Annotated in this window: 19 protein-coding genes and 1 riboswitch; of the genes, 7 read left to right on the forward strand and 12 right to left on the reverse strand. The window is 65.4% G+C overall.

The window, feature by feature from the left end; genetic code table 11:
• Window positions 1-71: 71 nt before the first annotated feature.
• Both AC1RQC_RS10140 and AC1RQC_RS10145 read left to right on the forward strand, forming a co-directional pair.
• Window positions 72-455 carry a response regulator transcription factor gene (locus tag AC1RQC_RS10140; RefSeq protein WP_492883152.1) on the forward strand — a complete coding sequence of 128 codons (384 nt, stop codon included), beginning with the start codon at window positions 72-74 and terminating at the stop codon, window positions 453-455.
• A 20-nt stretch (window positions 456-475) separates the two neighbouring features.
• Window positions 476-1,663, forward strand: a complete 1,188-nt coding sequence (locus tag AC1RQC_RS10145) for an MFS transporter (RefSeq protein ID WP_492813205.1) — start codon at window positions 476-478, stop codon at window positions 1,661-1,663.
• Between the two features lie 16 nt (window positions 1,664-1,679).
• Here the strand turns inward: AC1RQC_RS10145 and AC1RQC_RS10150 are convergent, their stop codons facing one another.
• Both AC1RQC_RS10150 and AC1RQC_RS10155 read right to left on the reverse strand, forming a co-directional pair.
• Window positions 1,680-3,311, reverse strand: coding sequence for an MFS transporter (locus AC1RQC_RS10150; protein ID WP_492883154.1), 1,632 nt, complete (start codon window positions 3,309-3,311; stop codon window positions 1,680-1,682).
• Between the two features lie 167 nt (window positions 3,312-3,478).
• A complete protein-coding gene (locus AC1RQC_RS10155; protein WP_492375742.1) occupies window positions 3,479-4,477 on the reverse strand; it encodes a helix-turn-helix domain-containing protein in 999 nt (332 codons plus the stop codon).
• A gap of 355 nt (window positions 4,478-4,832) precedes the next feature.
• On the opposite strand from AC1RQC_RS10155, the gene AC1RQC_RS10160 reads away from it, so the two are divergent.
• Window positions 4,833-7,262 (forward strand): DUF3772 domain-containing protein, encoded by a 2,430-nt coding sequence (locus tag AC1RQC_RS10160; RefSeq protein ID WP_492831488.1) that lies wholly within the window; start codon window positions 4,833-4,835, stop codon window positions 7,260-7,262.
• 13 nt (window positions 7,263-7,275) lie between these two features.
• Here AC1RQC_RS10160 and AC1RQC_RS10165 read toward each other — a convergent pair whose 3' ends face one another.
• Complete coding sequence (locus tag AC1RQC_RS10165; protein WP_492375744.1) at window positions 7,276-8,544, reverse strand: D-amino acid dehydrogenase; 1,269 nt, start codon at window positions 8,542-8,544, stop codon at window positions 7,276-7,278.
• 168 nt (window positions 8,545-8,712) lie between these two features.
• A riboswitch (glycine riboswitch) is annotated at window positions 8,713-8,809 on the reverse strand.
• A gap of 98 nt (window positions 8,810-8,907) precedes the next feature.
• A complete protein-coding gene (locus AC1RQC_RS10170) occupies window positions 8,908-9,594 on the reverse strand; it encodes a hydrolase (RefSeq protein ID WP_492375745.1) in 687 nt (228 codons plus the stop codon).
• A gap of 337 nt (window positions 9,595-9,931) precedes the next feature.
• On the opposite strand from AC1RQC_RS10170, the gene AC1RQC_RS10175 reads away from it, so the two are divergent.
• Entirely contained in the window at window positions 9,932-10,624 is a 693-nt protein-coding gene (locus AC1RQC_RS10175) for an NnrU family protein (RefSeq protein ID WP_492831745.1), read from the forward strand.
• A gap of 233 nt (window positions 10,625-10,857) precedes the next feature.
• Here the strand turns inward: AC1RQC_RS10175 and AC1RQC_RS10180 are convergent, their stop codons facing one another.
• From AC1RQC_RS10180 to AC1RQC_RS10195, 4 genes are all read right to left on the reverse strand, one after another.
• On the reverse strand, window positions 10,858-11,859 hold the full coding sequence (locus tag AC1RQC_RS10180) for a Bug family tripartite tricarboxylate transporter substrate binding protein (RefSeq protein ID WP_492375747.1): 1,002 nt from the start codon (window positions 11,857-11,859) through the stop codon (window positions 10,858-10,860).
• 83 nt (window positions 11,860-11,942) lie between these two features.
• Window positions 11,943-13,109, reverse strand: coding sequence for an acyl-CoA dehydrogenase family protein (locus AC1RQC_RS10185; protein ID WP_492883156.1), 1,167 nt, complete (start codon window positions 13,107-13,109; stop codon window positions 11,943-11,945).
• A 31-nt stretch (window positions 13,110-13,140) separates the two neighbouring features.
• Entirely contained in the window at window positions 13,141-14,349 is a 1,209-nt protein-coding gene (locus AC1RQC_RS10190; RefSeq protein ID WP_492814369.1) for a CaiB/BaiF CoA transferase family protein, read from the reverse strand.
• A 9-nt stretch (window positions 14,350-14,358) separates the two neighbouring features.
• Window positions 14,359-15,135 carry an enoyl-CoA hydratase/isomerase family protein gene (locus AC1RQC_RS10195; RefSeq protein WP_492375750.1) on the reverse strand — a complete coding sequence of 259 codons (777 nt, stop codon included), beginning with the start codon at window positions 15,133-15,135 and terminating at the stop codon, window positions 14,359-14,361.
• Between the two features lie 132 nt (window positions 15,136-15,267).
• Here AC1RQC_RS10195 and AC1RQC_RS10200 point away from each other — a divergent pair, with 132 nt between their 5' ends.
• On the forward strand, window positions 15,268-16,164 hold the full coding sequence (locus AC1RQC_RS10200; RefSeq protein ID WP_492375751.1) for an IclR family transcriptional regulator: 897 nt from the start codon (window positions 15,268-15,270) through the stop codon (window positions 16,162-16,164).
• Window positions 16,165-16,328: 164 nt separating this feature from the next.
• On the opposite strand, the gene AC1RQC_RS10205 is transcribed toward AC1RQC_RS10200, so the two are convergent.
• Both AC1RQC_RS10205 and AC1RQC_RS10210 read right to left on the reverse strand, forming a co-directional pair.
• A complete protein-coding gene (locus tag AC1RQC_RS10205; RefSeq protein WP_492831751.1) occupies window positions 16,329-17,420 on the reverse strand; it encodes a branched-chain amino acid aminotransferase in 1,092 nt (363 codons plus the stop codon).
• A gap of 252 nt (window positions 17,421-17,672) precedes the next feature.
• Window positions 17,673-18,815 (reverse strand): GGDEF domain-containing protein, encoded by a 1,143-nt coding sequence (locus AC1RQC_RS10210; RefSeq protein ID WP_492883158.1) that lies wholly within the window; start codon window positions 18,813-18,815, stop codon window positions 17,673-17,675.
• A 145-nt stretch (window positions 18,816-18,960) separates the two neighbouring features.
• On the opposite strand from AC1RQC_RS10210, the gene AC1RQC_RS10215 reads away from it, so the two are divergent.
• Window positions 18,961-19,824 carry a ParB N-terminal domain-containing protein gene (locus tag AC1RQC_RS10215; protein WP_492814363.1) on the forward strand — a complete coding sequence of 288 codons (864 nt, stop codon included), beginning with the start codon at window positions 18,961-18,963 and terminating at the stop codon, window positions 19,822-19,824.
• Window positions 19,825-19,950: 126 nt separating this feature from the next.
• Here AC1RQC_RS10215 and AC1RQC_RS10220 read toward each other — a convergent pair whose 3' ends face one another.
• Complete coding sequence (locus AC1RQC_RS10220; protein ID WP_492883160.1) at window positions 19,951-22,362, reverse strand: acylase; 2,412 nt, start codon at window positions 22,360-22,362, stop codon at window positions 19,951-19,953.
• Window positions 22,363-22,544: 182 nt separating this feature from the next.
• Between AC1RQC_RS10220 and AC1RQC_RS10225 the strand changes: the two genes are divergently transcribed.
• Window positions 22,545-23,561: a GlxA family transcriptional regulator gene (locus AC1RQC_RS10225; protein WP_492883162.1), complete on the forward strand. Its 1,017-nt coding sequence runs from the start codon at window positions 22,545-22,547 to the stop codon at window positions 23,559-23,561.
• A 242-nt stretch (window positions 23,562-23,803) separates the two neighbouring features.
• Here the strand turns inward: AC1RQC_RS10225 and AC1RQC_RS10230 are convergent, their stop codons facing one another.
• Window positions 23,804-24,127, reverse strand: a complete 324-nt coding sequence (locus tag AC1RQC_RS10230; protein WP_492883164.1) for a hypothetical protein — start codon at window positions 24,125-24,127, stop codon at window positions 23,804-23,806.
• Window positions 24,128-24,130: the final 3 nt, after the last annotated feature.

Below are 24,130 nucleotides of genomic sequence, written 5' to 3' on the forward strand. Positions count from 1 at the left end.
GCGATGGGGGCCTCCGACCGCTTCGTCACCGCTCATGACAAAAGGAGGAACATCGTGTGATAGCTACCCCGGTGATCGCCATCGTCGACGACGATGCTGCTGTCCGACAAGCCCTGGGAAGCCTGCTCCGCTCCTTCAACATGAGCGTCGAGCTTTATGCGAGCGGGAACGATCTGCTTCAGTCAAACACCATCGATGCCATTTCCTGCCTGGTCGCCGACGTGCAGATGCCCGCGATGAACGGCTTCGCGCTTTGCGAACACCTCCGCGCACGCGGGTTTTCCACGCCAGTGATTTTCATGACGGCCTTCCCCGAGGAGCGCTACCGGCAACGCGCCGAGGCGATCGGCGCTGTCTGTTTTCTCAGCAAACCGTTCATGGAAGCTGACATCATCCGTTGCATCGGGAACGTGCTGGCGCGAAGCGCGAATTCCGGGCCGCAGCCAGGGGACTGAAGACGATGTCCGAAAGCGTGATGCCCCTGGGACTCGGCATGCGCCGCGAGCGGCTTGCCCTGGGCCTGAGCGGCTTCTTTGCCGCCGCCTCCATCCGGGCTGCCGACACGCTGCTGCCGGCCTTGTCTCGCGATTTTGGGATCTCCGCGGGAAAGACCGGTGTGGCGGTGACAAGCTTCATGCTGGCCTACGCCGCATTCCAGCTGATCTACGGGCCCCTGGCCGAGCGCTACGGCAAGCTGCGTGTCATCGCGGCTGCCTTGCTGGCCTGCGCCGTTGCCAATTTCAGCCAGTCGCTGGCGCCAGGCTTCGAATGGCTGGTGGTGCTGCGCGCCATGGCCGGCGCCGCAGCCGCGGGCGTCATCCCGATCTGCCTGGCGCGCCTCGGCGACACCGAACCACTGGTCTCGCGGCAGAGCCTGCTCGCGCGCTATTCGGTGGCCACGATCTGCGGACTGATGACCGGCCAATGGGTATCCGGGCTCGTCGCCGATGCGCTGGGCTGGCGTGCCGCCTTCGCGCTGCTGGCGGCCGGCTTCGCCTGCGTGGCCGCGATCCTGGCCAGCCTGGCACGCCGCGATGAAACGGCCGGCTATTGGCAGCGCGGGGCACCCGGCCCGCGGCCGGGGCCAGCAACCCTGCTGAAATCCGCATGGGTGCGCCGGGTACTCGGCATGACCTTGCTGCTGGGCTTGCTCTGCCCGAGCGTGTTCGCCTTTGTGCCGACCTACCTCAAGCTCCGCTTTGCCTTGTCCCTGGCAGCGGCCGGCGCCATCACGTCGATGCACGGCATAGGCGGGCTGCTGTACGCCGGCTTCGCGCCGGCGCTGATTCGCAGGATGGGACGGCAGCGCCTGGCCAGGCTGGCGGCCGCGCTGCTTGGCGTGGGGATGGCCTGCATTGCGCTTGGGCAACACTGGCTCTGGATCGCCGCGGGGTGCCTGTGCGCGGGCTGTGGCTACTACATCGTCCTGAATGCAATGCAAACCGCCGCCACGCAGATGGCGCCTTCGCAACGCGCGAACGCCGTCGCCCTGTTTGCGTTCTGCCTGTTCGCCGGCCAGGGCCTTGGCGTGCTGCTGGCCGCGCGCCTGGTGGACACGGCCGGCATTCCGGCCTTGTTCGCCATCAGCGGCGTGCTCGTGATCCTGCTGATCCTGGCGCTGTCCAGGCAACTGCTGCCGCGCCTGGACGCCACCCCGCCCTGATCCGGCGCAGGTGTGGTCAGCTGCCGTCCGGTGCTGCCAGGTGGCGCACGACGGGCGGCGCGGCACCGCGGTGAAAGCGATGCACACGCGTCTGGATCAGTTTGTCGTTCATGGTGTGGCGCTCGTGCTGGCGCAGATGCTCCAGCCACGACTCCACCAGGAAGGTCTCGATAAAGCGTCCGGGCGCGGCCAGGTCCTCGTAGGCACCCCAGGACAGCGCACCGCTGCGACGACGAATCCGGCGCATCTCCTGCACGGCCTTGGCGAACGCTGCCGTATCCTCGCGCGCAACCTCGTACTCCACGCAGATCATCACCGGCCCACGGTCGTGGGCCACGTCCAGTGCACCCGGGTGCAGAAAACCTGAAGGCGCCAGGTCCAGTTCCGGCGAGATGCCCAGTCGCCACCGCAGTGCAGTGGCGCATGCAAGGACCAGCCCCGCTGCCGCCAGCACCAGGGCGACGGGAATGCCCAGCAGCGCGGCGGCTTTGCCCCATAGCGCGCTCCCCGCAGTCATGGCGCCGAAGAACACGGTCAGGTAAGCCGCCAGCGCGCGTGCCTTGACCCAGCCCGCGGCGCTGCGCTGGGCGGCCACATTGAGCGTGGACAATACCGCGATCCAAGCCAGCCCGGCAAACAGCAGTGCGGCTGCCAGCAGCCAGAAATGCCGCACATAGGCCAGCGCGAGCAAGCTCAGCGCGAACAGCAGGCTTGCCAGCACCACCATGCGATCAGCGCAGACCCGGCCGCGCAGCTTGGGGAGCACAAGGGCGCCACCGACGGCGCCCAGGCCGATGCTGGCCAGCAGCAAGCCATATCCGCCCGGACCGAGGCCCAGTTCCCGCCTGGCCACCAGCGGAAGCAGCGCCCAGCCGGCACTGCCGAAGAGAAAGAACGCGACCGCCCTGACCAGCACGACCCGCAGCAGCGGCGCGGCCTCCACGTACCGCAGGCCGGCACGCACGGCCGAAAAGAAATGCTCGGACGGCAGGTTCCGCCGGGCGGGCTCGGCCTTCCACCGATACAGCACCAGCGTCACGCCCAGCACCGACAGCGCGTTGAGCAGAAAGACCACCGCGGGCCCGGAGAACGACAGGATCAAGCCGCCCAGCGCAGGGCCGATCGCACGGCTGATGTTGATCCCCAGGGAGTTCAGCGCAATGGCCGGCGGCAAGTCCGCCTTGTCGACCAGATCCGGCACGATGGCCTGGAACGGCGGCGAGCTCATCGCCGCGCCGGTACTCAGCAAAAACGCGGCAAGCAGCAGCACATGGGCGTTGACCAGGCCGGTAAGCGCAAGCACACCCAGCGTGGTCGCCACGACCAGCGTCCAAAGCTGCGCGAAGATCAGGTACTTGCGCCGGTCGACGATATCGGCCAGCACCCCGGACGGCAGGGCGAACAGGAACATCGGCAGGCTGCCCGCTGCCTGCACCAGGGCGACCATCAGGGGATCGGGATCGAGCGAGGTCATCAGCCAGCTGGCACCCACGTCGTTCATCCAGGTGCCCACATTGGACGCCACCGTGGCGATCCATAGCATCCGGAAAGTGCGGTGCCGCAGCGGGCTCCACGGCGAGCCGGCTGCACCGGCGCTGCCGCGCTCGGCGGCAGGCGTGCCGGCAGTGCCGGCTTGAGAGTCATTCATGGCTTGGTCGCAAGTTGCTCAGGCACTGACGGTGGTAATGCCAACAGTGGCACAGCCGCATTGTGTGGAGCACAGCGGGCGCCGTCTACCCATACCAAGGGACAATTGTTTTGTGCCTCGGCACCGGCTAGCATCGGCGCCGACGCATTGGCCTTGCGCCCAGCGCGTCAGGCGTGAACCCTGCGGCGCCAGTTGCCGGGAGAGACGCCGACCGCTTGCGAGAACACGCGGGTGAAATGGCTTTGATCGGAGAAGCCACAAGCCACGGCCACTTCCGCCAGGGAGAGTCCTGATTCGCGCAGGAGCCCGCGGGCGCGCTCCAGGCGCTGGGCCGCCAGCCACTGATAGGGTGTCTGGCCAGTCGTATCCCGGAAGGCACGGGTGAAATGGCTACGCGACAGGTTGCAGGCGTCGGCGACGTCCGCAATGGACAGATCGCCATCGATCTTGGCGATCAGCATTTCCTTGGCCATCGCCACGCTGCGTTGCGACAGCAACCGGTTTGTCTTGGGCGTCGCGACGGATCCATTCCCATAGTGCTCGACGAGATAGGTCCCGATGGTGAAGCCCAGCTGATCGACGAACAGCTTGCTGGCCATCCCGGGGTGGCTCAGCGCCGGCGCCGCCGCCTGGGCGAGATGCGCCAGTACCTGGTCTTGCTCTCCCGCCGCGCTGCGCAGCCCCAGGATGCGCGAGCGGCCTAGTTCCGCGCTGGTGCGCTCGATAAAGGTGCGGGAAATCTCCAGCAGGATGAAATCGAAATAACCATAAAAATCGGCTTTATAGTCTTCAAAGAAATTCCGGATATAGATGGAGTTCCTTTCAAATTCGTGGGTACTCGCGCGGCGCTCATGAAACACCCGGCGGCGATGTCCGGTGCACAGCGAAACCCCGACCAGAAAGCCACGATTCGACGCCGAAGTGATAACCTGGCTCGCCTTCTCGCCCGGCGAGCTTTTGCGGAAAAACTGGATCTCGCTGCCGGCGAGCTTCTGATCCTTGGAGAGCTTTTCCGCGGCGCACCCGAATGCGTCAATCGATACAGGGGCTGCGAGCGAGATGGAGGCATTGGCGTTGACGGACATGATCTCACACGGGAATAAACCACCACCATGAAAACCCACGCCGCGGCAGCCGCGGCTGACCAAGAATAGCAGAGCTTGCATGCAGCTCGCGTGAAACCTTGGATGGTACAGGTCGAGTGACGCAAGCGCCTGTTGCCTGCTGAAAACCAAGGGCGCGCGATGCCTTCTGTATAATTCAAACTCTTTCAGGCAATTCTCCCGTATCAAGCGGCGTGCCAATCACGCGGCATCGCCAATAGTCCGACGGACTATAGAGCACACGCCGGCAAGATCGCCCCTGGCGCTCCGATCGACTCCCATCTCGATCGCCGCGCGGCCGCCCAACATCCTGATCGTCGCCCGCCGGTCATCGACCGTCTGACGAGCCATGGCAATCCACGCGAACCTGCGCGATTGCCGGCCCGGCAAGCCGATCAGTAAGGATCTATCTCTTTCTATGAGCAAACTCCCCAGGCTCGCGCTGAGCCTTGTGCTGGTTGCGCTATTGCACCTGATCCCCACAGCGCTTCCGGCCGCGGCAGCCGCCGACACCACCGCGAATGCGGATGCTCCCGCGACCAGGCCGCCATCGCGCGCGGATGCCGTTGCCGAGCTGAAACGGCTCCAGACCGAGCAGGACCGCATCAAGCAACTGGCATCGTCGCCCACCAGCGGCACGCAGCTCGAAGGGCTGGATGACGCCATCCACCAGTTGGCAGGCGACGTCGACAAGCTGAGCGCGGCGCTCACGCCCCAGCGTGCGCAGTTGCAGGCACAGCTCGACGTGCTCGGGCCGCCACCCGCCGCCGGCACCACACCGGAGGCCGCTGCAGTCGCACAGCAGAGGGCAGACCTGAACGCGCGCAAGGCGCAACTGGACAGCGGACTGAAGCAAGCGGCCGAGGTCAAGGGCAATGTCACCAACCTGACCGAGCAGATCGCCAAGCTGCAGCGCAGCCGCTTGAAGAACCAGCTCGCGCTGCGCTCGGCCAGCATTCTCAGCATGGCATTCTGGGAGCCGTTGTTCGCGCCAAGCCAGGAGGACCAGCAGCGGCTAAACGCGTTCATGGGGCAAGTTACCCCGTTGTGGGACCTGGCCTGGCAGCCCGGGCGGCAGGCAATCACCGCCCTGCTTCTGCTGCTTGCGATCGGCGCCTGGACCATCGGCCGGCGGCTGATCGAGCGGGCGCTGGCATGGTTCTGTCTGACCCGTTTGCCCGAGAGCCGGCTGCGGCGCAGCGCACTCGCGCTTGCAACGGCACTCGCGACGGTTGCGGCAACCGCCATCGCGGTACAGATTGTGTGTTTTGCTTTCGCCCCGCACTACGAATTGCCAGCTCAGGTGCAGGACCTGATCAGCGAACTCGGCAAGCTGACGCTGACAAGCGCGCTGATCGCGGGCCTGGGACGGGCATTGCTGTGCACGCGCCATCCCTCATGGCGCGTGCCTGCGCTCGCCGACAAGGTCGCGCTGGCGATGCGTCCGTTCCCTAGTGTCCTCGCGGGCCTGCTGCTGATCGCCGGCACACTCGAGCAACTCAACCGGACCGCGGACACAAGCCTGCAGGTGACCTTGCTAGGCCGCGGCCTGGTGTCGCTTGTGGTGGTGCTGACAATCGGCGCGGCGCTGCTGCGCGCCAACCGCGTGCGCACGAAGCTCGCCGCTGCGGGCGAGCGGCCTGAATCGCGCTCCACCTTTGCCGGCCTGATCCACGCTGGCGTAACGGTGACGGTCGTCGCCTCGCTGATGGCGCTGCTGATCGGCTACATCACGTTCGCGCGCTTCCTGACCTACGAGCTTGTCTGGATCGACATCGTCCTGTGCAGCCTGTACCTGTTGACGCAACTGACCCGCGACGTCTGCGAAAGCGTGTTCAGCGCGCACCATCCAAGCGGCAAGGTCATCAAGCAGTTATTCGGACTCGGGGACAGCCATCTCGCGCAGGCGTCGACGGTGCTCTCGGGGATCGGCACCAGCCTGCTGCTCCTGGTGGCCGTCATCGCGCTGCTGACCGGCGGCTTCGGCACCACGCCGAGCGACCTGCTCAACAGCCTGCTGACGATGCTAGGCGGCGAGCGGCTGCGCAGCCTCAACATCATGCCCGACCGCATCCTGAACGCTGTCATCGCGCTCTCGGTCGGCACCTACCTGCTGCGCTCGGTGCGGCGCTGGCTGGACGCGGAACTCTTGCCGAAGGTCTGCATGGAAGCGGGCCTGCGCGCATCGCTCATCACGCTGTTCAGCAACATCGGCTATGTGCTGATCGTATTGCTGACGCTGTCGCTGCTGGGCGTCAGGTGGGAAAACCTGGCCTGGATCGTCAGCGCGCTGTCCGTGGGTATTGGCTTCGGCCTGCAGGAGATCGTCAAGAACTTCGTGTCGGGGCTCATCCTGCTGACCGAGCGCCCGGTGAAGGTCGGCGACATGGTGAGCATCGGCGGCGTGGAGGGCGACATCAAGCGCATCAACGTGCGCGCGACGGAGATCCTGCTGGGCGACCGCTCGACCGTGATCGTGCCCAACTCGCAGTTGATCTCGCAGAACCTGCGCAACGTGACGATGAGCAACAGCACGCAAGGCGTCGCGACGCTGCTGCTCACCTTCCCGTTGAACATCGATCCTGAACAGGTGCGCGAACTGCTGCTCGACTCCTATCGGGAAAATGAAGCGATTCTCGACAAGCCCGCGCCATCCGTCACGTTCAGCCAGCTGGCGCCGAACGGGATCACGCTAAGCGTGACGGGCTACGTAGGCAGCCCGCGGATCGCCACCGCGACCAAGAGCGACCTGCTGTTCGAGATACTGAAGCGGCTGCGCGCGGCCGATATCTCGCTGTCGGTCCCGCAGACCTTGCGGGTGGAGAATATGGCCGCGCTTGGCGCGTAACGCGTCCGGCCCCTTACGGAGTCACCAGCGCCACCGAGTCCTGCACGCCATGCGCACGCCTGGCGCCCATGGCTTGCTGCACCACATCGCCGATCATGTCCGCAGTGACCGCCGACAGCGTCCATCCCAGGTGGCCGTGGCCGGTGTTGTAGAACACGCAGGACGCACGGCCCCGGCCCACGCGCGGCAGCATGGTAGGCATCATCGGCCGCAGGCCGGCCCAGGGCACCACGCTGCGCGTGCTGACACCGGGGAAGCACTGGTTGACCCACTCCACCAGCGGACGGATGCGGTCGGCGCGGATGTCGCGGTTGTAGCCATTGAACTCCGCCGTGCCCGCCACGCGGAAGCGGTCAACGCCCAGGCGGCTGGTGACCAGCTTGGTCTCGTCGTCGAGCAGGCTCACGACGGGCGCGGCCGCCTGGCTTTGCGCGTCGTTCAGGTTGACGGTGATCGAATAGCCCTTGACCGGATAGATGTTGACGCGATCGCCAAGGCTGGCCGCCAGCGCCCGGCTGGCGGTGCCGGCACAGACGACCACGCCGTCGAACACGCGCGATTCGGCCTGCTGGCCGTCGCTGCTGACGATGGTGACCTGCCGGCCGTCAGTGCTGACCGACTGGACATCCTGGCTGTACAGGCAACGCACGCCCAGGCGGTCGATAGCCGCGGCCATGCCGCTGGTGAACTTGTGGATGTCGCCAGTAGAGTCGCTCTGGGTGAAATAGCCACCGTAGTACTGCCCGGCCAGGGTCGGCTCGATGGCGCGCATTTCTTCCGGCGTGACCGCGTGGCGCTCCAGCCCGCCCTCGGCCAGCAGCTTCGATACCCTGCCTGCATGCTCGAAACCCGCCTTGTCGCGATAGATATGGAGGATGCCTTCCTTCTTCAGGTCGAAATCGATGCCTTCGGCCGCCGCCCAGGAGAACAGGTGGTCACGCGCGGCAATCGCCAGGCGCGTGGTCTCGATGGTGTTCTTGCGGTAATGGGGAATGGCGGCGATGAACTCGGCGAACCAGGACAGCTTGTGCCAGCTCGGGCGCGGGTTGACCAGCAGCGGCGCATCGCTCTTGAGCATCCACTTGATGCCCTTGAGGATGGTGGACCAGTGTGTCCAGACTTCGGCGTTGGAAGCGGAAAGCTGGCCGCCGTTGGCGAACGAGGTTTCCATGGCGGCATAGCGGTGTTTTTCGAGCAGGGTGACCGAGAAACCGCGTTTGGCGAGCGCGTAGGCAGTGGTCACGCCGGTGATGCCACCACCGATAACGGCAATTGATTTCATCTCTATGGTTCCAGGACGTCGGATGGGAGCCTCTTGCGCAGCATGCGCAAAAGACGCCCCCTCTGTCCTTGACCTGAGAGATTCACGATACGCCACTTTGGGGGTGGCGGGGATCGCTTGCTCCTTCGGTACCGCCGGCTGACGAGCGCCGGGGTTCTTCAGAGTTCAAACGTGATACCGGTCCTTTTGCCTGAGAGTTTCCGGGGCGGTTGCTCCTTCGGCGCTGCCCGGCGCTTGGCCAGGCAGTCTCTCCCGATATCAACTTTGCATGATGCCGCCAGGTAATACCAAGTGGCATGGCTCGGAACTTTAGCACTAGTCTGACTGCCTGGGAAATTTCCCTGCGGGTTCAGGCCGAGAATATCAGCGGGCCGGAACCGGGGCGATCGACGCGTGCGGCGTGGCGGTGCGCTGCGCGGCCTTGTGCACCATGGTGTAGGCGTAGTCCACGCCCATGCCGTAGGCGCCCGAGTGTTCCTTGACCAGCTGCATCACGGCGTCATAGCTGTCGCGGTGCGCCCAGTCGCGCTGCCATTCGAGCAGCACCTGCTGCCAGGTCACCGGCACCACGCCGGCCTGCACCATGCGCTGCATGGCGTAGTCGTGCGCTTCCTTGCTGGTGCCGCCGGAAGCGTCGGCCACCATGTAGATCTCGTAGTCGCTGTCGTGCATCGCCGACAGCGCGAAGGTGGTGTTGCAGACCTCGGTCCACAACCCGGCCACGATGATCTTCTTGCGGCCGTTGGCGGCCAGCGCGTCGCGCACCTTCTGGTCATCCCACGAGTTCATCGAGGTGCGTTCCAGCGTCTGCTGGCCGGGGAATACGTCAAGCAGTTCGGGGTAGGTATAGCCGGAGAAAGACTCGCTCTCCACCGTGGTGATGGTGGTCGGAATATTGAAGATCCTGGCCGCCTTGGCCAGGCCCACCGCGTTGTTCTTCATCGCCTGGCGGTCCATCGACTGCACGCCGAAGGCCATCTGCGGCTGGTGGTCGATGAAGATCAGCTGGCTGTTTTGCGGGGTCAGGACTTCGAGCTTGGCGTTGGTCATGATTTCTCTCCTTGGCTATTTGGCTATCTGGTTGAATTATTTAGAACGTCGTCTTTGGCGTCGATCCGTCCATGGGTTGAACTTTATGGCAGCGCCGGCTGACGATGTGATGAGTTAGTCGGATAACTTGTTCAATTTTATTGATTGATATTTAATGGGAGTAGGAGGCAGCCAAACGGTGGGGTGGCCGCGTTGGCTTTCGCGACACCCAAGTAGTAATCTTCAATACTGGCTGCCGCATAGGGAACAAAGGCAAAATGCCCGACTGCTCGATGGCGGCTTGAATTGCGATGGGGCAATACGGTCAGCCAACGATATGACTTGAGGAGCCGGGCCAATGGGAAGCACCAACGCAGTTGCGGTGGCGGCAGTCGCCTTCGTGGGCAGCCACTTTCTCTTGTCCCATCCGCTGCGCAGGGGTTTGGTCCGCGCACTTGGCGAAGCCGGGTTCCAGGGCGTTTATTCGCTGATTGCAGTCTTGACGCTCGGCTGGCTGATCCTGGCATACCGAAAGGCGCCCCTGACGGCACCACTATGGCCGGTAGGAAACGGCCTCTGGGCGGCTGTGACCACGGTCATGCTGATCGCGTCGGTCCTCCTGATGGGTTCGCTGATCCGCAACCCGGCGCTTCCCACCGGCGGTCGGCTCGGCGCGTTCCCGGAAGCAGCGCGCGGCGTGTTCGCGGTGACGCGCCACCCAATGATGTGGTCGTTCGCACTTTGGGGGCTGTGCCACATCGCGGTGTTTCCGGTGGCCAAGAACATCATGATCGCAGCGGCTATGGTCATCCTCGCGCTCGTCGGCGCCGCGCTGCAGGACCGGAAAAAGGAGCAGCTCCAGCCCGATCTCTGGCCCGCATGGGAGTCCAAGACGAGTTATCTGCCGTTCGCGGCGATTGCCGCTGGCCGTGCGCGGCTCGGCGGGTTCGGCTTGCACGCGCTTTTGGGCGGCCTCGTCGTCTGGCTCGCAGCAACCTGGGCACATATCCCGCTCGCCGGTTGGGCCGCGGGCATCTGGCGCTGGCTGTAGCTGTAGCTGTAGCCGCAGCGTCAGGCGTCCAGATACACCCGCATCAGCGCCTCGAACCACTCCACGAACACCGCCAGCCCTCGCGAAGACCGCTATCGGGCCGCCCCGGGGCTACGCGCGTCGTCAAAGTTGTGAAGGCTTAAGCTTTTGCCTCGGAATCCGGAGGGAGAGGGCGGCGCGGGGAGGAAGCGAATGGGGCATGATCCCCCTCCGCTCCGCCCCGCGCTCTCTTTTTACTGCAGCTCGATCTTCGCGATCGCTGCCAGCCGCTTCCAGCGCGCTATCTCGTCCTTCTGGTAGTCGCGAAGTTCTGCCGGCGTGGACAGGATCAGCGAGGTGGACTGGCGCTGGTAGTACTCCTTGACGTCGTCGGCGGCGCCGGCCTGGGCAAACAGTTCGCCAAGGCGTTGTGCAATGGGCGCAGGTGTCTTGGCGGAGACCGCCGCTGCCACCCAGTTGTAGGCCAGGAAGTCCGGCACGCCGGCTTCGGCCGCGCTCGGCACGCCCGGCAGTAGCGGCGAACGCTGGGGCGCGGTGTAAGCCAGCGCGCGCACCTTGCCGCCCTTGACCAGCTCAATCGCGCCGCTGGCATCCACCACGGCGAAGTCCACGTTGGCGGCCATCACGCCGTTGATCGCGTCGCCCGCGCCCTTGTAGGGCACGGCAGTGGTCTTCATGCGGCTTTGCTCGTTCAGCCATTCGCTGTACAGCGTGTACGACACCGAGCCGGTGCCGTAGTTGAGCGCGCCGGGCCGCTTGCGCGCGTCCTCCACCAGCGCCTTGAGCGTGTGGTACGGCGAGCTGGCGGGCACGATGATCAGGCATGGCCCACGCGAGAGCAGCGTGATGGGCGTGAAGTCGGTCAGCGGATCGTAAGGCAGCTTGCGAAAGGTGGCGGCATTGGTGGACAACGTGGAGTTGCTGCCGATAAACACCGTGTAGCCGTCGGCCGGCGCGCTGAGCAGCGTCTGCACGCCGATAAAGCCGTTGCCACCCGGCTTGTTCTCCACCACCACGCCCTGCCCCGTCAGCTCGCCGATCTTCTTGGCGAACATGCGGGCGGTCATGTCGGTACCGCTGCCGGACGGGAACGGCACGATAAAGCGGATCGGCCGGGTGGGAAATGCCAGCGGCTGCGCCAGCGCGGCGAACGGCGCGCCTGCCAGGCTCGCTGTAAGGACGGTCCCTGCCAGGACAGCGAAGCGGCGCCGGGAACAGTTCACGGTTCGGGTCATGTTGTCTCCTTGGTCTTGCGCCTGGCAGTGGGTTCCGCCAGTGCGGGTGCGTCAGTGATTCCGTGGTTCGCTTTGGCGGCGGGCTAACGCTTGAGGCCAAGCAGATCCCGCGCGATAACCCATCGGTGCACTTCGGACGGGCCTTCGTAGATGCGCATCAACCGCGTCTCGTTGGCCATCTGCTGCAACGGCATTTCCTTGGTCATGCCCATCGCGCCAAAGGCCTGCATGGCGTGGTCGATCACGTCCCAGGCCATCTCGGTGGCGAATACCTTGATCATCGAGACCTGGGTACGCGCCTCGTCGCCGGCGTCAATGCGCGCCGCGGCCTCGTATGTCATCAGGCGACAGGCGTGGATGCGGGTGGCGGCATCGGCCACCCACCACTGGATTGCCTGCCGGTCCGCCAGCGCGGCGCCGAAGGTGCGGCGCTGCGGCGCGTACTCGCACAGCATGTCAAGCGCGCGCTGGGCGCGGCCAATGCACCAGGCCGCCATCTGCACGCGCCGGCTGGACAGCCGTGCCTGCATCGGCGCGAAGCCCTGGCCTTCCACGCCCAGCAGCTGCGTGTGCGCGACGCGGCAGTCCTCCAGCACCACCTCGTAGGTGGAGGCGCCGCCGATCATGGGGATGCGCCGTTCTACCTTGAAGCCGGGCGTGCCACGGTCGACCAGAAAAGCGGAGATGCCGCCGCGGGCGCCGCGCGCCTTGTCGGTCACGGCCATCACGATGGTCCAGTCGGCGCGGGCAGCGCGGCTGATCCAGATCTTGCGGCCGTTGAGCACCCAGTCGTCGGCGTCGCGTTCGGCGCGGGTGGTCATCATGGCCGGGTCGCCGCCGGCGCCGGGCTCGGAAATAGCGATGGCGGAGATGGTCTCGCCGCGCGCGTACGGTTCCAGGTAGCGCGCACGCTGGGCCGCGTCGGCGGTCTTGAGCAGCATGCGCAGGTTCGGCGAATCGGGCGGCAGGTCGTAGGGTGTGACGGTCTTGCCTAGTTCCTCGTTGACGCCGACCATGGCCACCACTGGCAGGTCGGCACCGCCCATCTCGGCCGGCGCATCCAGGCCCCACAGGCCCAGCTCACGCGAGAGTCCGTCCAGCTTGTCCTGCTCCTGCGCCAGCAGCGTGAGCTGGCCGCCCTCTGCCTCGCGGGCCAGCACGCCCGCTTCAAGCGGGATCAACTGCTCGCGCACAAAGCGCGCCACCAGATCCTTGAGCATCTGGTGCTCTTCTTCCAGTGCGAAGTTCATGCAATGTCTCCTTTATTGTTTGCGTCCCGCTTCAGGCGGCGTTCCGGCCGCCCGTCACCCGGGCGATGTCTTCAGGGGCTAGCCCGGCTTCGCGCAACACTTCATCGGTGTGCTCGCCCAGCGTGGGCGCGTGGCGGCGCAACGACAGCGGTGTGGCGGAGAAGCGCGTCGTGGGCCGCATTTCGCGCAACGGGCCCTCGGTGGGATGCTCGGTCTGCTGGAACAGCCCGACCGCCTCCAGGTGGGGATGCGCCAGCAATTCGTCCGGCGCATAGATCGGCGTGGCGGGGATATCCAGCGTCTCGAACAGCGCCATCCACGCCTTTGTGGTCCGGGTCGGCGTGATTTCCGCGAGGTGCTGGTACAGCGCGCGGATATGGGCGTTGCGCTGCGCGCGGCTGGCGATGTTGTACTTGTCACCCAGGTCATCGCGGCCCACGGCGTGGAAAAAGGCTTTCCAGTGGCGGTCCGTGTACGGTAGTGCGCAGATCCAGCCGTCCGCAGTCTGCGCCGGCCGCCGCCCTCCCTGCAGCAGGCGCGCATAGCCGGGCGCGCCGGTGGCGGGCTCGAAGGTCAACCCCGCCAGGTGCTCGGCCATCACGAAGCTGGCCATGGTTTCCAGCATCGGTACTTCCACCGCTTGCCCGCTGCCGTGGCGCTCGCGGTGCAGCAGCGCGGCCATCACCGCGTTGGCCAGCGCCATCCCGGTGGTCTTGTCGGCAATCAGGCTAGGCACGTACTCGGGCCGGCTGCCGGCGACGCAGCCCAGCGACACCAGCCCGCAAGCGGCCTGGATGATGTCGTCGAAGGCCGGTTTGTCACGGTGCGGGCCGTCCTGGCCAAAGCCGGTGGCCACGCAGTAGACGATGCGCGGGTTCAACGCTGCCACCGCAGCGTAGCCAAAGCCCAGCCGCTCGATGGCGGCCACGCGCATATTGTGGATCAGCACATCGGCGCCGGCGATCAGGCGGCGCAGCGCCGCAGCGCCTGCAGGCGTCTTCAGGTCCAGCACCACCGAGCGCTTGTTGCGGTTGAGCGCCAGGTAGATCGAACTCATGCCGGCGTTGCGCGATACGCCGTTGGCGCGCATGAGGTCGCCTTCCGGCCCTTCGACCTTGATGACGTCCGCGCCCAGGTCGGCCAGAGATTGCGTGGCCAGGGGGCCCAGCACCACCGAAGTCAGGTCGAGTACGCGAATTCCCTCGAGCGGGCCGGCGCAGACGGGTTTCTCATGTTGCATACGGCCCCCTCAGCGGCGCTGGAACACGGGCGCGCGGCGCTCGGCCATCGCCGCCACGCCTTCGCGGAAATCCGCGGTAGCGAACTGCACGCGCTGGATGGCCAGTTCACGCTGGTTGGCCTCCACGATGCGGTCGGCCAGGCCCAGGCGCAGCGTCTCGCGTGTGCTTTCCACGGCCAGTGGCGCCGAGGCCGCGATATCGTGCGCGAGCGCCAGCGCGCGGGCACGCACCTCGGCCTGCGCCACCAGTTCGTCGGCCAGCCCGATGCGCACCGCTTCTTCGCCGTCGAGGCGCCTGCCCGTATACAACAGCAGCGCGGCCTGCTGCTCGCCGACCAGGCGTGGCAGCGTCACGCTCATCCCAAAGCCGGGATGGAAGCCGAGCCTGTTGAAGCTGGCGCTAAAGCGCGCTTCGCGGCATGTGATGCGAAAGTCCGCCACCAGCGCCAGTCCCAGCCCCGCGCCGATCGCGGCGCCCGCAACCGCGGCCACGATGGGCTTGCGGTTGCGGTACAGCTTCATGGCCTGTGCGTAGAAGGCCGATGGGTCGCGCGAGACACTGCCCTGGTCGGTGCCGCTGAAATCGGCCCCGGCGCAGAAGGCGCCTACGCCGGAAGACAGCACGATGGCGCGACAGCTGTCGTCCTCGTCGAGTTGCAGCAACGCTTCGGCCAGCCGGCGCATGACATCGGCGTCGACAAAGTTATGGGGCGGGCGGGAGATCTCGATCTGCGCAACATGCTGGTCGCGTGTCAGGACGATTTCGGGGGTGGATGCCGAGGTCATGGCGAAGGGCTCCGGGAAGTGGAAAGGCACCCAGTATTCGCCGATGTGGATTCCCGCGCTACACTACAATTTCGAATACCGAAATTACTTGCAGCGCCCCGATGCTGGATTGGCGGGCCTGCGGCCAACTACATGCCTGATCCGCACCCCCATTCCGACCCCGGTTCCGCCCCGGCTTCCCACCCGGATTCCCGCGCCAAACCGCCTTCGAGCCGCGAACTCACGCACAGTACGGGCCGGTTCACGCGGCAGACCGAAGGCAGTCAGTCGCTCGAACGTGGCCTGATGCTGCTGCGCGCGTTCCGCGTCGGCTCTTCCAGCCTGACCAATGCGGACCTGGCAGCGCGCACCGGCCTGCCGCGCCCCACTGTCAGCCGCCTCACGCGCTCGCTGGTGGACAGCGGCTTCCTGTGCTACGACGCCACCGAGCGCGCCTATCGGCTGGCGGCCGTGGTGGTGAGCCTGGCGGACGCCTTCCACCACGCCACCACGGTGCCCGATATCGCCCTGCCGCTGATGCGCAAGATCGCCGAGGCGGAAAAGGTCAATGTCGGCCTGGCCGTGCCCGACCAGACCGCCATGGTCTACCTGGCCGCGGTGCGCCACAGCCGCGACAGCGTATCGCGCACCCGGCGCGTAGCGCCCGGCACGCGCGTTCCCATGGAACTGACCTCGATCGGCATGGCGTGGCTGGCCGCGGTGCCGGCCGGCGTGCGCGACCACTTCCTCGCACGGATCGAGGAGAAGGCCGGCGACGAATGGCCGGCCTTGCACAAGGAACTGTCGCGTGGCATTGCCCAGGCAAAGGCGCAAGGCTATTGCAGCACCAACTACCAGCCCGGCCACCTGACCGCCGTGGGCGCGGCGTTCCGCGGGCCGGACCACCAGTGGTACGGGCTCAATATCAGCTTCCCGCACAAACCCAGCGAAAAGCCGCGTGATGTGGCACGCTATGCGCCGCTGCTGCTCGGTCTGATCGAGAAGATCAGCGCGTCATGCGGGGTGGAGGACGGCGTGGAGTCAGCATGACGGCCGGCGGCTAGCGCGGGGCCAGCCTTCTTGCCCATCAGGGGAGTCATACTGCTTGTTTCAAAATGAAGCGAAGCGGTTCTGGCTAGGCGCGCGGCCGCAGACAGTACATGTGGTACGGCCAAGGCCGCGCAATAACGCCAGGATCTTTTTGAAATGGCCTCTTACAAACCGACGTGATGGACCCAGCCGGCCGGGCCAGCGGCCTGGTTGCGCTGAATCTCCACCAGCCGCTCCCTTAGCACCTTGACAGTGTTGCCAGCGGCGCCGTTCCCGATCGCGAAGCGCGTCCGCGCGGAGCGCACTTCGCCAATGGCCACCAGCGTCGCCGCCGTTCCGCAAACAAAGGCCTCGGCCAGGCGTCCGCTTTGGGCATCCGCCTCCCACTCGGGGTACGAATACCGGCGCTCTTCCACCACCATGCCCATCTCCCTGGCCAGCTCGATCACCGAAGCCCGGGTGATGCCCGGAAGAATCGAGCCGCTAAGGGGCGGCGTGACCAGAGTGCCGTCGTCCATCACGAAGAAGATGTTCATGCCACCGAGTTCCTCCACCCAGCGGTGCTCGGCGGCATCCAGGAAGACCACCTGGTCGCATCCGTTCGCAGTGGCCTCGCTCTGCGCGACCAGGCTGCCGGCATAGTTGCCACCGCACTTCGCCTCGCCGGTGCCGCCGGGCGCGGCGCGCGTGTAGTTCTCGGATACCCAGACGGAGACGGCCTTGTCTCCGCCCTTGAAGTACGGGCCCACCGGGCAGGCAATCACGCAGAAAATGAACTCGGAGGCTGGCTTGATGCCGAGGAACACCTCGTTGGCAAACATGAAGGGACGCAGGTAGAGGCTGCCCGAGCCATGCGGCACCCAGGCCTGGTCGATCCGCACCAGTTGCTCGATCGCTTCCAGAAAGAGCGATTCGGGCAACGCCGGCATGGCCATGCGCTTGGCCGACGCCTGGAAGCGGCGCGCGTTCTCGAGCGGGCGGAACAGCGTCACGGCGCCATCCGCGCCGCGATAGGCCTTCATGCCCTCGAAGATCTCCTGGCCATAGTGGAGTACCGAGCACGCCGGATCGATCGAGAACGGCTTGCGGGCAGTGACCTTGGCGTCCTGCCAACCCTGTCCTTCACGCCAGGTGATCGTCACCATATGGTCGGTGAAGACGCGGCCGAACGCGGGGTCGCGCATCAGTGCATCCCGCGTGGCCGCGTCGAGCGCGTTCGGGTTGGGTTCGAGGCTGAAAATGGTTTGTTGCGTCATGAGCGCGCGTCTTCCTTCGCTGGCGTTGGGGATTGGCAGCAGGGCGAACACCCCTGTCTGCCGCCGGCATCGCACGTGGTTCTACGTGAAATCCGAGGGTATCGATGATCGCATGCTGGCGCCCAGTTTGTCTTCAATGACAAGGATTGACCTTCGCTCCGGACATTGCTTAGCCGCTACAACAAACCAATTGCCGCACAAAGGTTATGTTAAATCGTTGATTTGAGACGGTAAGCCAATTGAGACAGCCTCTTAGCCTGCCTCAACACGATTGCGTCCTTCAGCCTTGGCGCGATACAGCGCCGAATCGGCCCGTGCCAGCAATTCGTCAAGGGTCGCTTCCCCGGCCTCGATGCTGGCCAACCCCAGGCTTGCCGTGCAGGCGGGCTGCCCGGCGATGGCCGATTGCTGCTCGACTGCCTGGCGCACGCGCTCGGCCATGGCAAGCGCGGTCTCCATGCCGGTCTGCGGCAGCAGCACGACAAACTCTTCGCCGCCGAAGCGGCCAAGATGGTCCGTGTGGCGCAGTGCCCGCCCTACGATTTGTGCGAAATGCGCCAGCACGCGGTCACCCACCAGGTGTCCGTGCTGGTCGTTGATGCGCTTGAAGTGGTCGATATCCATCAGCAGCAACGACAGTGGCTGCCCGCCGCGCCGGTTCTTCAGTTCACTACTACCTGCGTGCAGCACAGCGCGTCGACTCAAGATTCCCGTCAGGTCGTCGCGTTGCGCCAGGTACTCGAACTGCGCACGTAACCGCTCGCTCACAGTCAAAAGCAGTCCAAGGCAGACGAAGAGCGACGCGAAGCAATACGCTGCAATGTACGCGGTCTGAATAGCCGAAGGGGAAAACCGCGAAGTATCGACGGCATCCTGGAAAAGCGTCGTCGCTGCCCGCATGAGCAAGGCCAGCCCCTGGAAAGCGAGGACAACTGCCATGAAACGCGGGGCAAAACCCCGGCCGTGCTGCCAGGTCAGTCGCGCATGGGTCAGGCATATTGCCGCTAACACCGAGGTAAGCAGCAACACGCGGATCCGGTAGTCGGGATGGACCAGCAGGAACCAGGTAATGCCAGCCAGGCAGCCAACACCCAGGGCGAGCCAGCGTTTCCAGCTACAGGGCACCCCGTAGAAGCGCTGGCTGCCGAAGTAGAACAAGGCGCAGCCCGAAAGCAGCAGCGCGTTACCGCCAAGTGCGACGAGCACGGCCGGCCAATGCCCGTCCATCGCATAGAAGGCGGTGGAAAGCGCGCAAAGCACCGGTGCCAGCGCCCAGGGTAGCAACCCTTTGGTGGAGGCAGGATAGGCGCGGCGAAAAGCCAGCAGGACGATGCCCAGGGCGATATTGATCATCCCCGTCATCGCCGTCATGGAGCGCAGGTCCAGGTTTAGCATGGGTCGGCCGTGGAGAAACGATCTGTGCACATGGCACCGTGCACACATTGTACTGGCGGTTAGCCACCGCCCGGCCGCCAAGCCGGCCGTCGCCTGGTAAGGCAGGCAGTGTGTACACTACTGCCCTACCTTTTTCGCTTGACCCATGACGATCACTATCAACGAAGACCTCCGTGCCTATATCGATCCACTTACAGACGACGAATACGCGGCGCTAGAACGCAGCCTACTCTCCGAAGGGTGCCGCGATGCACTGGTGCTGTGGGGCGATCTCCTGGTGGATGGACACAACCGCTACAGCATCTGCCAGAAGCACGGAGTCCCTTTCAATACGGTACAAAACCAGACGTTCCAGTCCATGGAGGATGTTCACCTGTGGATGATCGACAATCACCTCGGGCGGCGCAGCGTATCGGATTTCCAACGCGGTGTACTCGCATTGCGGAAGAAGGAAATCGTATCCGCGCGTCTGGCACAAGCCCAAGCCCAAGCGCAGGCCCAGCCGGGTTCTGCAAAGCCTGCCGGGGCTGAAGTCGCCATGCAATCCGGGGCCGATACCGTGTTGACTCGCGAGGCGGTTGCGCGCACGGCGCGGGTGAGCAGTGCGACGCTTGGTCAGATCGAAAAAATCCAGAAGACCGCTGCGCCCGAGTTGGTCAGCGCGGTAAAAGCGGGCGTGATTTCCATCAATGCTGCGGCTGCCGTAGCCTCCTTGCCTGGCGAGAAGCAGGTAGCGGCGGTTGCCGGGGGCAAGAAGGAACTGCGCCAGGTGGCCAGACAGGTGCGCGAGGCCCGCGTGCCACCCAAGCCTGAACCGGCGCCCCCACCCAGCGACGCCACCCCCGACCAACTGGCAATTCATCGTCTGACGCAATTGGTGACACAGCTCACCGAAGAGCGCGATCAGTTGAAAAAGAAGGTGCAGCACTTGACGGTTGCACTCGCAGAGGCCCGCGGCGGGCAATCGACTGAGGCACACTTGTCTGGTGAGCGGGCACGCGTGTCCTAGCGCAAGCACTACTTGCGCTCGTCGAGAGCGCGCCGGTGTAGTGCTGCTCACCAGAACCGAAAGGCCCGTGATGATCGCCTATCGATGGCGGAGCGGGGCGGCGGCCCCGCTCCCAACGCCGCCGGCTTACTGGCTCAGCCGCGTTACCTTCAACTGCGGGTCCGCCGCAATGGCTTGCTCGCTGAACGGCAGCCGCACCCATCGCTTGGCGGAGTACTCCGCCATCTGGTCAAAGGCGTGCGGCGACTGCTGATCTACGGACTGGCCGTACACCAGCAGCGCCTCGGCGACCGGCCCTTGCTCGTCAAAGCCTACGGTCTGCACGTAGCTGGTCCCAAAGTAGACCTGCAGACCCTTGTCCGACACGGGGGTGCTTTGCAGCTTGTTGAGCACGCCTTCATATTCCTCGCCGCCGTGCAAGGCGATGCGGCCAGTCGGTGCCGTGGCGGCCTGCACCTGGCCCAGCGGCGCATCCAGCGCAAAGCCGGCAGTGCGCATGGCCTGCACGGCGTCCTTCAGTGCCTTGAAGACCTCGGTGCGCACAGACGCATCGCGCATGCGCAGTCCGCGTGGCGTGTTGACCGGATCGGTGGAGGTGAACTCGATGGCGTAGACCTTGGGGATCTTGCTGGCGCGCATCCAGAACTCGCGGAACAGCGGTGCGGCACGACTGTCGAGGTTGCTGTGGCGGTCCCACTTGCGCAGCGCCGCGCAGCCGTCGCTCAGGTCGGCGTCCTTGGCGCCGCGGCAGGCATCGAGCAGGTCATCCAGCACGAGCTCGCCGGAGAGGTTGCGGTCGCGGAACAGCACGGCCTGCAGGCCGGGTACGTCAAAGCGGTTACCGGGCAGGCCGTCCTCCCCCGCGAGGCGGCGGCCGATTTCCATCAGGCCAACGCGCGTGCGCAGGCGTTGCGCAACTTCGGTGGGACCCAGCACCGGTGAGAAGCCGGTCAGCTTCTGGCTGGGGTTAGACAGCCACGAACTGTCATTGCTGTTGGCGACATAGTCATCGCGTACCAGCACGGGCATGGCGTTGGGGGCCACCAGCCCCGGTACTGGCGACGCCGCGTCCACCGTCCAGTTGCAGCTAGCCCGCGTGCCGTCCAGCAGGACCATGCCGGTGCCCTGCATCAGCTTGGCGGCCAGCGCGGCGCTGTCGCCGGTCGGCGCGCATTGCTTGAGCAAGGCGGCCGATACGTTGGGCGCGACCGATACATCGGCAAACATGGCGCGGCCTTCACGGTCGGTGGCAATCGTGTTGACCCACGGAATGCCCAGGCGGCCAATGGCGGTGCGGATGCCAGCGACGTCGCGCGCGCGGCCGATATCAAGCCAGGTGTCGACCGAACGCGTGTTGTTGCGGTTGGCGTCGCGCAGCGCGTAGGCCTTTTGCGCGGACCACGGCAGGCCGGCCGATGGCATGGACAGCACCGGGCCGTATTCGGTCATGTAGAAGGTGTGCGAGCGCTGCTCGGTACGGCCGTCGGGCAGTTTTGCCGCATAGCTGACGGTGCGTGGGGTCATCTTGCGCGGCGCGCCGTCCACCAGGTAGGTGGTGGGGTCGCCTTCGGCCAGTTTCAGTTCATACAGGGTGAAGCGGCGGGCGGTGGACACGGTGTGCGTCCAGGCCACGTCCTTGTTGAAGCCGATGCTGATGATCGGGAACGATGCAATGGACGCGCCCATGACGTCCAGCTTGCCCGGTATGGTCAGGTGCGCTTCAAAAAAACGATTGGTGGTGGTCCACGGAAAATGCGGATTTCCCAGCAGCAGGCCGCGCCCATTCGTGGTGGCTTCCTTGCCAAAGGCCCAGCCGTTGCTGCCGATCGGCGGATCCAGCAGCTGCAGGTTGTTGTTGACGGCTTCGAAGTCGATGCTGGCTACGTCCACCGCCCCCGCCTGCTGCGCGGTCTTGGCACTGCCCGCGGCCCCGGGCGGCACGGCGGCGACAATGCCCGCTGCCAGCGCGCCGGCGCTGGCTTGGATGCTCTTCTCCTCGGCCAGGCGGAACAGGTCGATGGCGGTAACGGGCCGCACCCAGTCAGCGTTGCGGCAGCCAGCCGGGCGTTGGGCGGGCGGGGTATCGCGCAGGTAGCGGTTGTAGCCGGCGATATAGCCGCGCAGCAATTCGCGCGCCTCTGGCGAGGCCTGCGCGTAGCCGGCGCGCAGGGCGTCGTCATCGATGATCGCGCGGAAGAATGGATCGGATTCGCTGTTCTTGATGCGCTTGAATGACACCTCGGTACTTTCGTCGGGGCCGAACACGCGCGAGCGATCGCCGCTGACCGTGACGACCTGGTCGGCCATCAGGCAGACGTTGTCCTGCGCGTATGCGTAGCCCATGCCAAAGGCCAGGCTGGCGTAGTCGTTGGCCTTGATATGGGGAATGCCATAGGCGGTGCGGCGGATCTCGGCGTTGAGTCCGCCTTCGCTCCAGTTGGCGCTGTCGCTGCCTGCGGTGGCGCAGCCGCCCAGGGTGGCGACCGCCAGCACGGCGCCGCCAAGTGCGGTCGCGCCGCGCACGATGCGTTGCTTCATTGTGTTGTCTCCTCGTTCTTGTGTCTGTGGGCCCATGGAACGTTGCGCGCCAACCGGCGACGCGCCATGGTGCCGCTGACATGGTCGGGCATCGGGGCCGTGACAGGTAGAGTGGATTCCGCCACAATTGGTGGCATTCCCGCCATCGGGCAGGCAGCTTTCCAACCAAAATCCACCGCGTCATGTCGGACGTCTATCTGCTGTGCTACCCCTCGGCCGTTGTCTCCGCCCTTTCCACCGCGGTCGACATGCTGGACATTGCCAACACGCTGGCCTCCATGCAAAGCCGGCGGCGCGGCACGGCGGCGCCCTTTCGCTGGCGGCTGGCGGTAGCCGAGCCGCAACGCTGGCAGGCGCTGGCCAGCGTGCTGCGCTGCACGTGCGTGCCGCTGGAAGAACTGGCCGGCGCAGGCAAGGACGCCATGGTGGTGATCGCGCCACCGTTGTTTGACCACATCGCCGGGCTTGAACATATGCTGTCGCTATTGGACCGCGAACGCGCCGCCATTGCGGCAGTTGCTACGCGGGGGACGCTGGTGGTGGCGCCGTTCACGGCAGTAGCACTTCTGGTAGCCATGGATTTGCCGGCACAGCGCAAGCTGGCGGTGCCGTGGCTGATTGCCAACTGGATGCGGCTGAGCGAACCCGCGCGACGATTGCAGGCCGACCAGCCAGTGGTCAAGAGCGGCAACCTGCTCAGTTCCCGCGCCCTGGATCGCATGCATGCGCTGTTGCTGCAGGCGGTGGCGCATACCGCAGGTAACGCCCTGGCCCGCACGCTGGGCAACGCCCTGCTGGACCAGCCCGAGCGCGGCGAGGCAGTCAGCATCTGGCTGAAGACCGGCGATGCCCCGCGCCACAGCGTGGCGCTGCGCGCGCGCCGCTACCTGCAACAGCATCTGGCCGAGCCCTATGACCTGCCCCGGCTGGCGGCGGTGGCGTCCACCAGCGAACGCACGCTGCTGCGGCATTTCATGAAGACCGTGGGCATGTCGCCGCTGCAGTTCCTGCACCGATTGCGGGCTGAGCGCGCCTGCCATCTGCTGGAAGTCTCCACGCTCAGCCTGACCGCCATTGCCGAACAATGCGGCTACCAGGATATGTCCGCCTTCCGCAACCTGGTGCGCCGCCATACGGGCCAGACGCCGGGCGCGCATCGGCGGGCGCATTCGGTGCGCTCGGAATTGCGCGCAGGCTGAATGCCGTGGACAGGCGCCTCAGGCGCACATTTGAGCTCGGCCAGGACCGGACATAATGAAATGGTCAGCCCAGAGGAAATGCGAATCCCGATGCCGACGCGGATATCGGGAAAGCGCTTCGTGCACGGTTGGCGGTTGAACGATGGCGCTTAAGGTGGGGGTTCAACCGGTCCGATCGCCCCGGTCTAGTCCGGCCCTCAGCGCCAAAAAGCCAAGGCAGTGAAACTGATCGGCTAGCAACGCTATGGCACGGCGCGAAATCGCTTCCACGCCTCCGCCTCAAGCTCGCCACAGGAGGAAACAGTCATTCCTCGCTCATCCAGAATCTGGAAAGCTTGCTGATCGCGGCCTATGCTAGACGCGCCATCGAGTCCAAGAAGCAGGCTGTACATGGCGTCTCGCAAAACGCCATCGAGCACATTACGAAGCTGCTCAGTCTGGTCCACCGTCAGCGCCATATTCCGAATCTGCGTAGCGATGACACTTTCGCCTTGTTCGCCCATCAAGACGGAAAGGAGGTCGTTTTTGAGGTCTACCCAGTTTCCCACGAATGTAGCTGCATCCATTTT

The sequence above is a fragment of the Cupriavidus sp. GW822-FHT03E04 genome, from assembly GCF_058801495.1.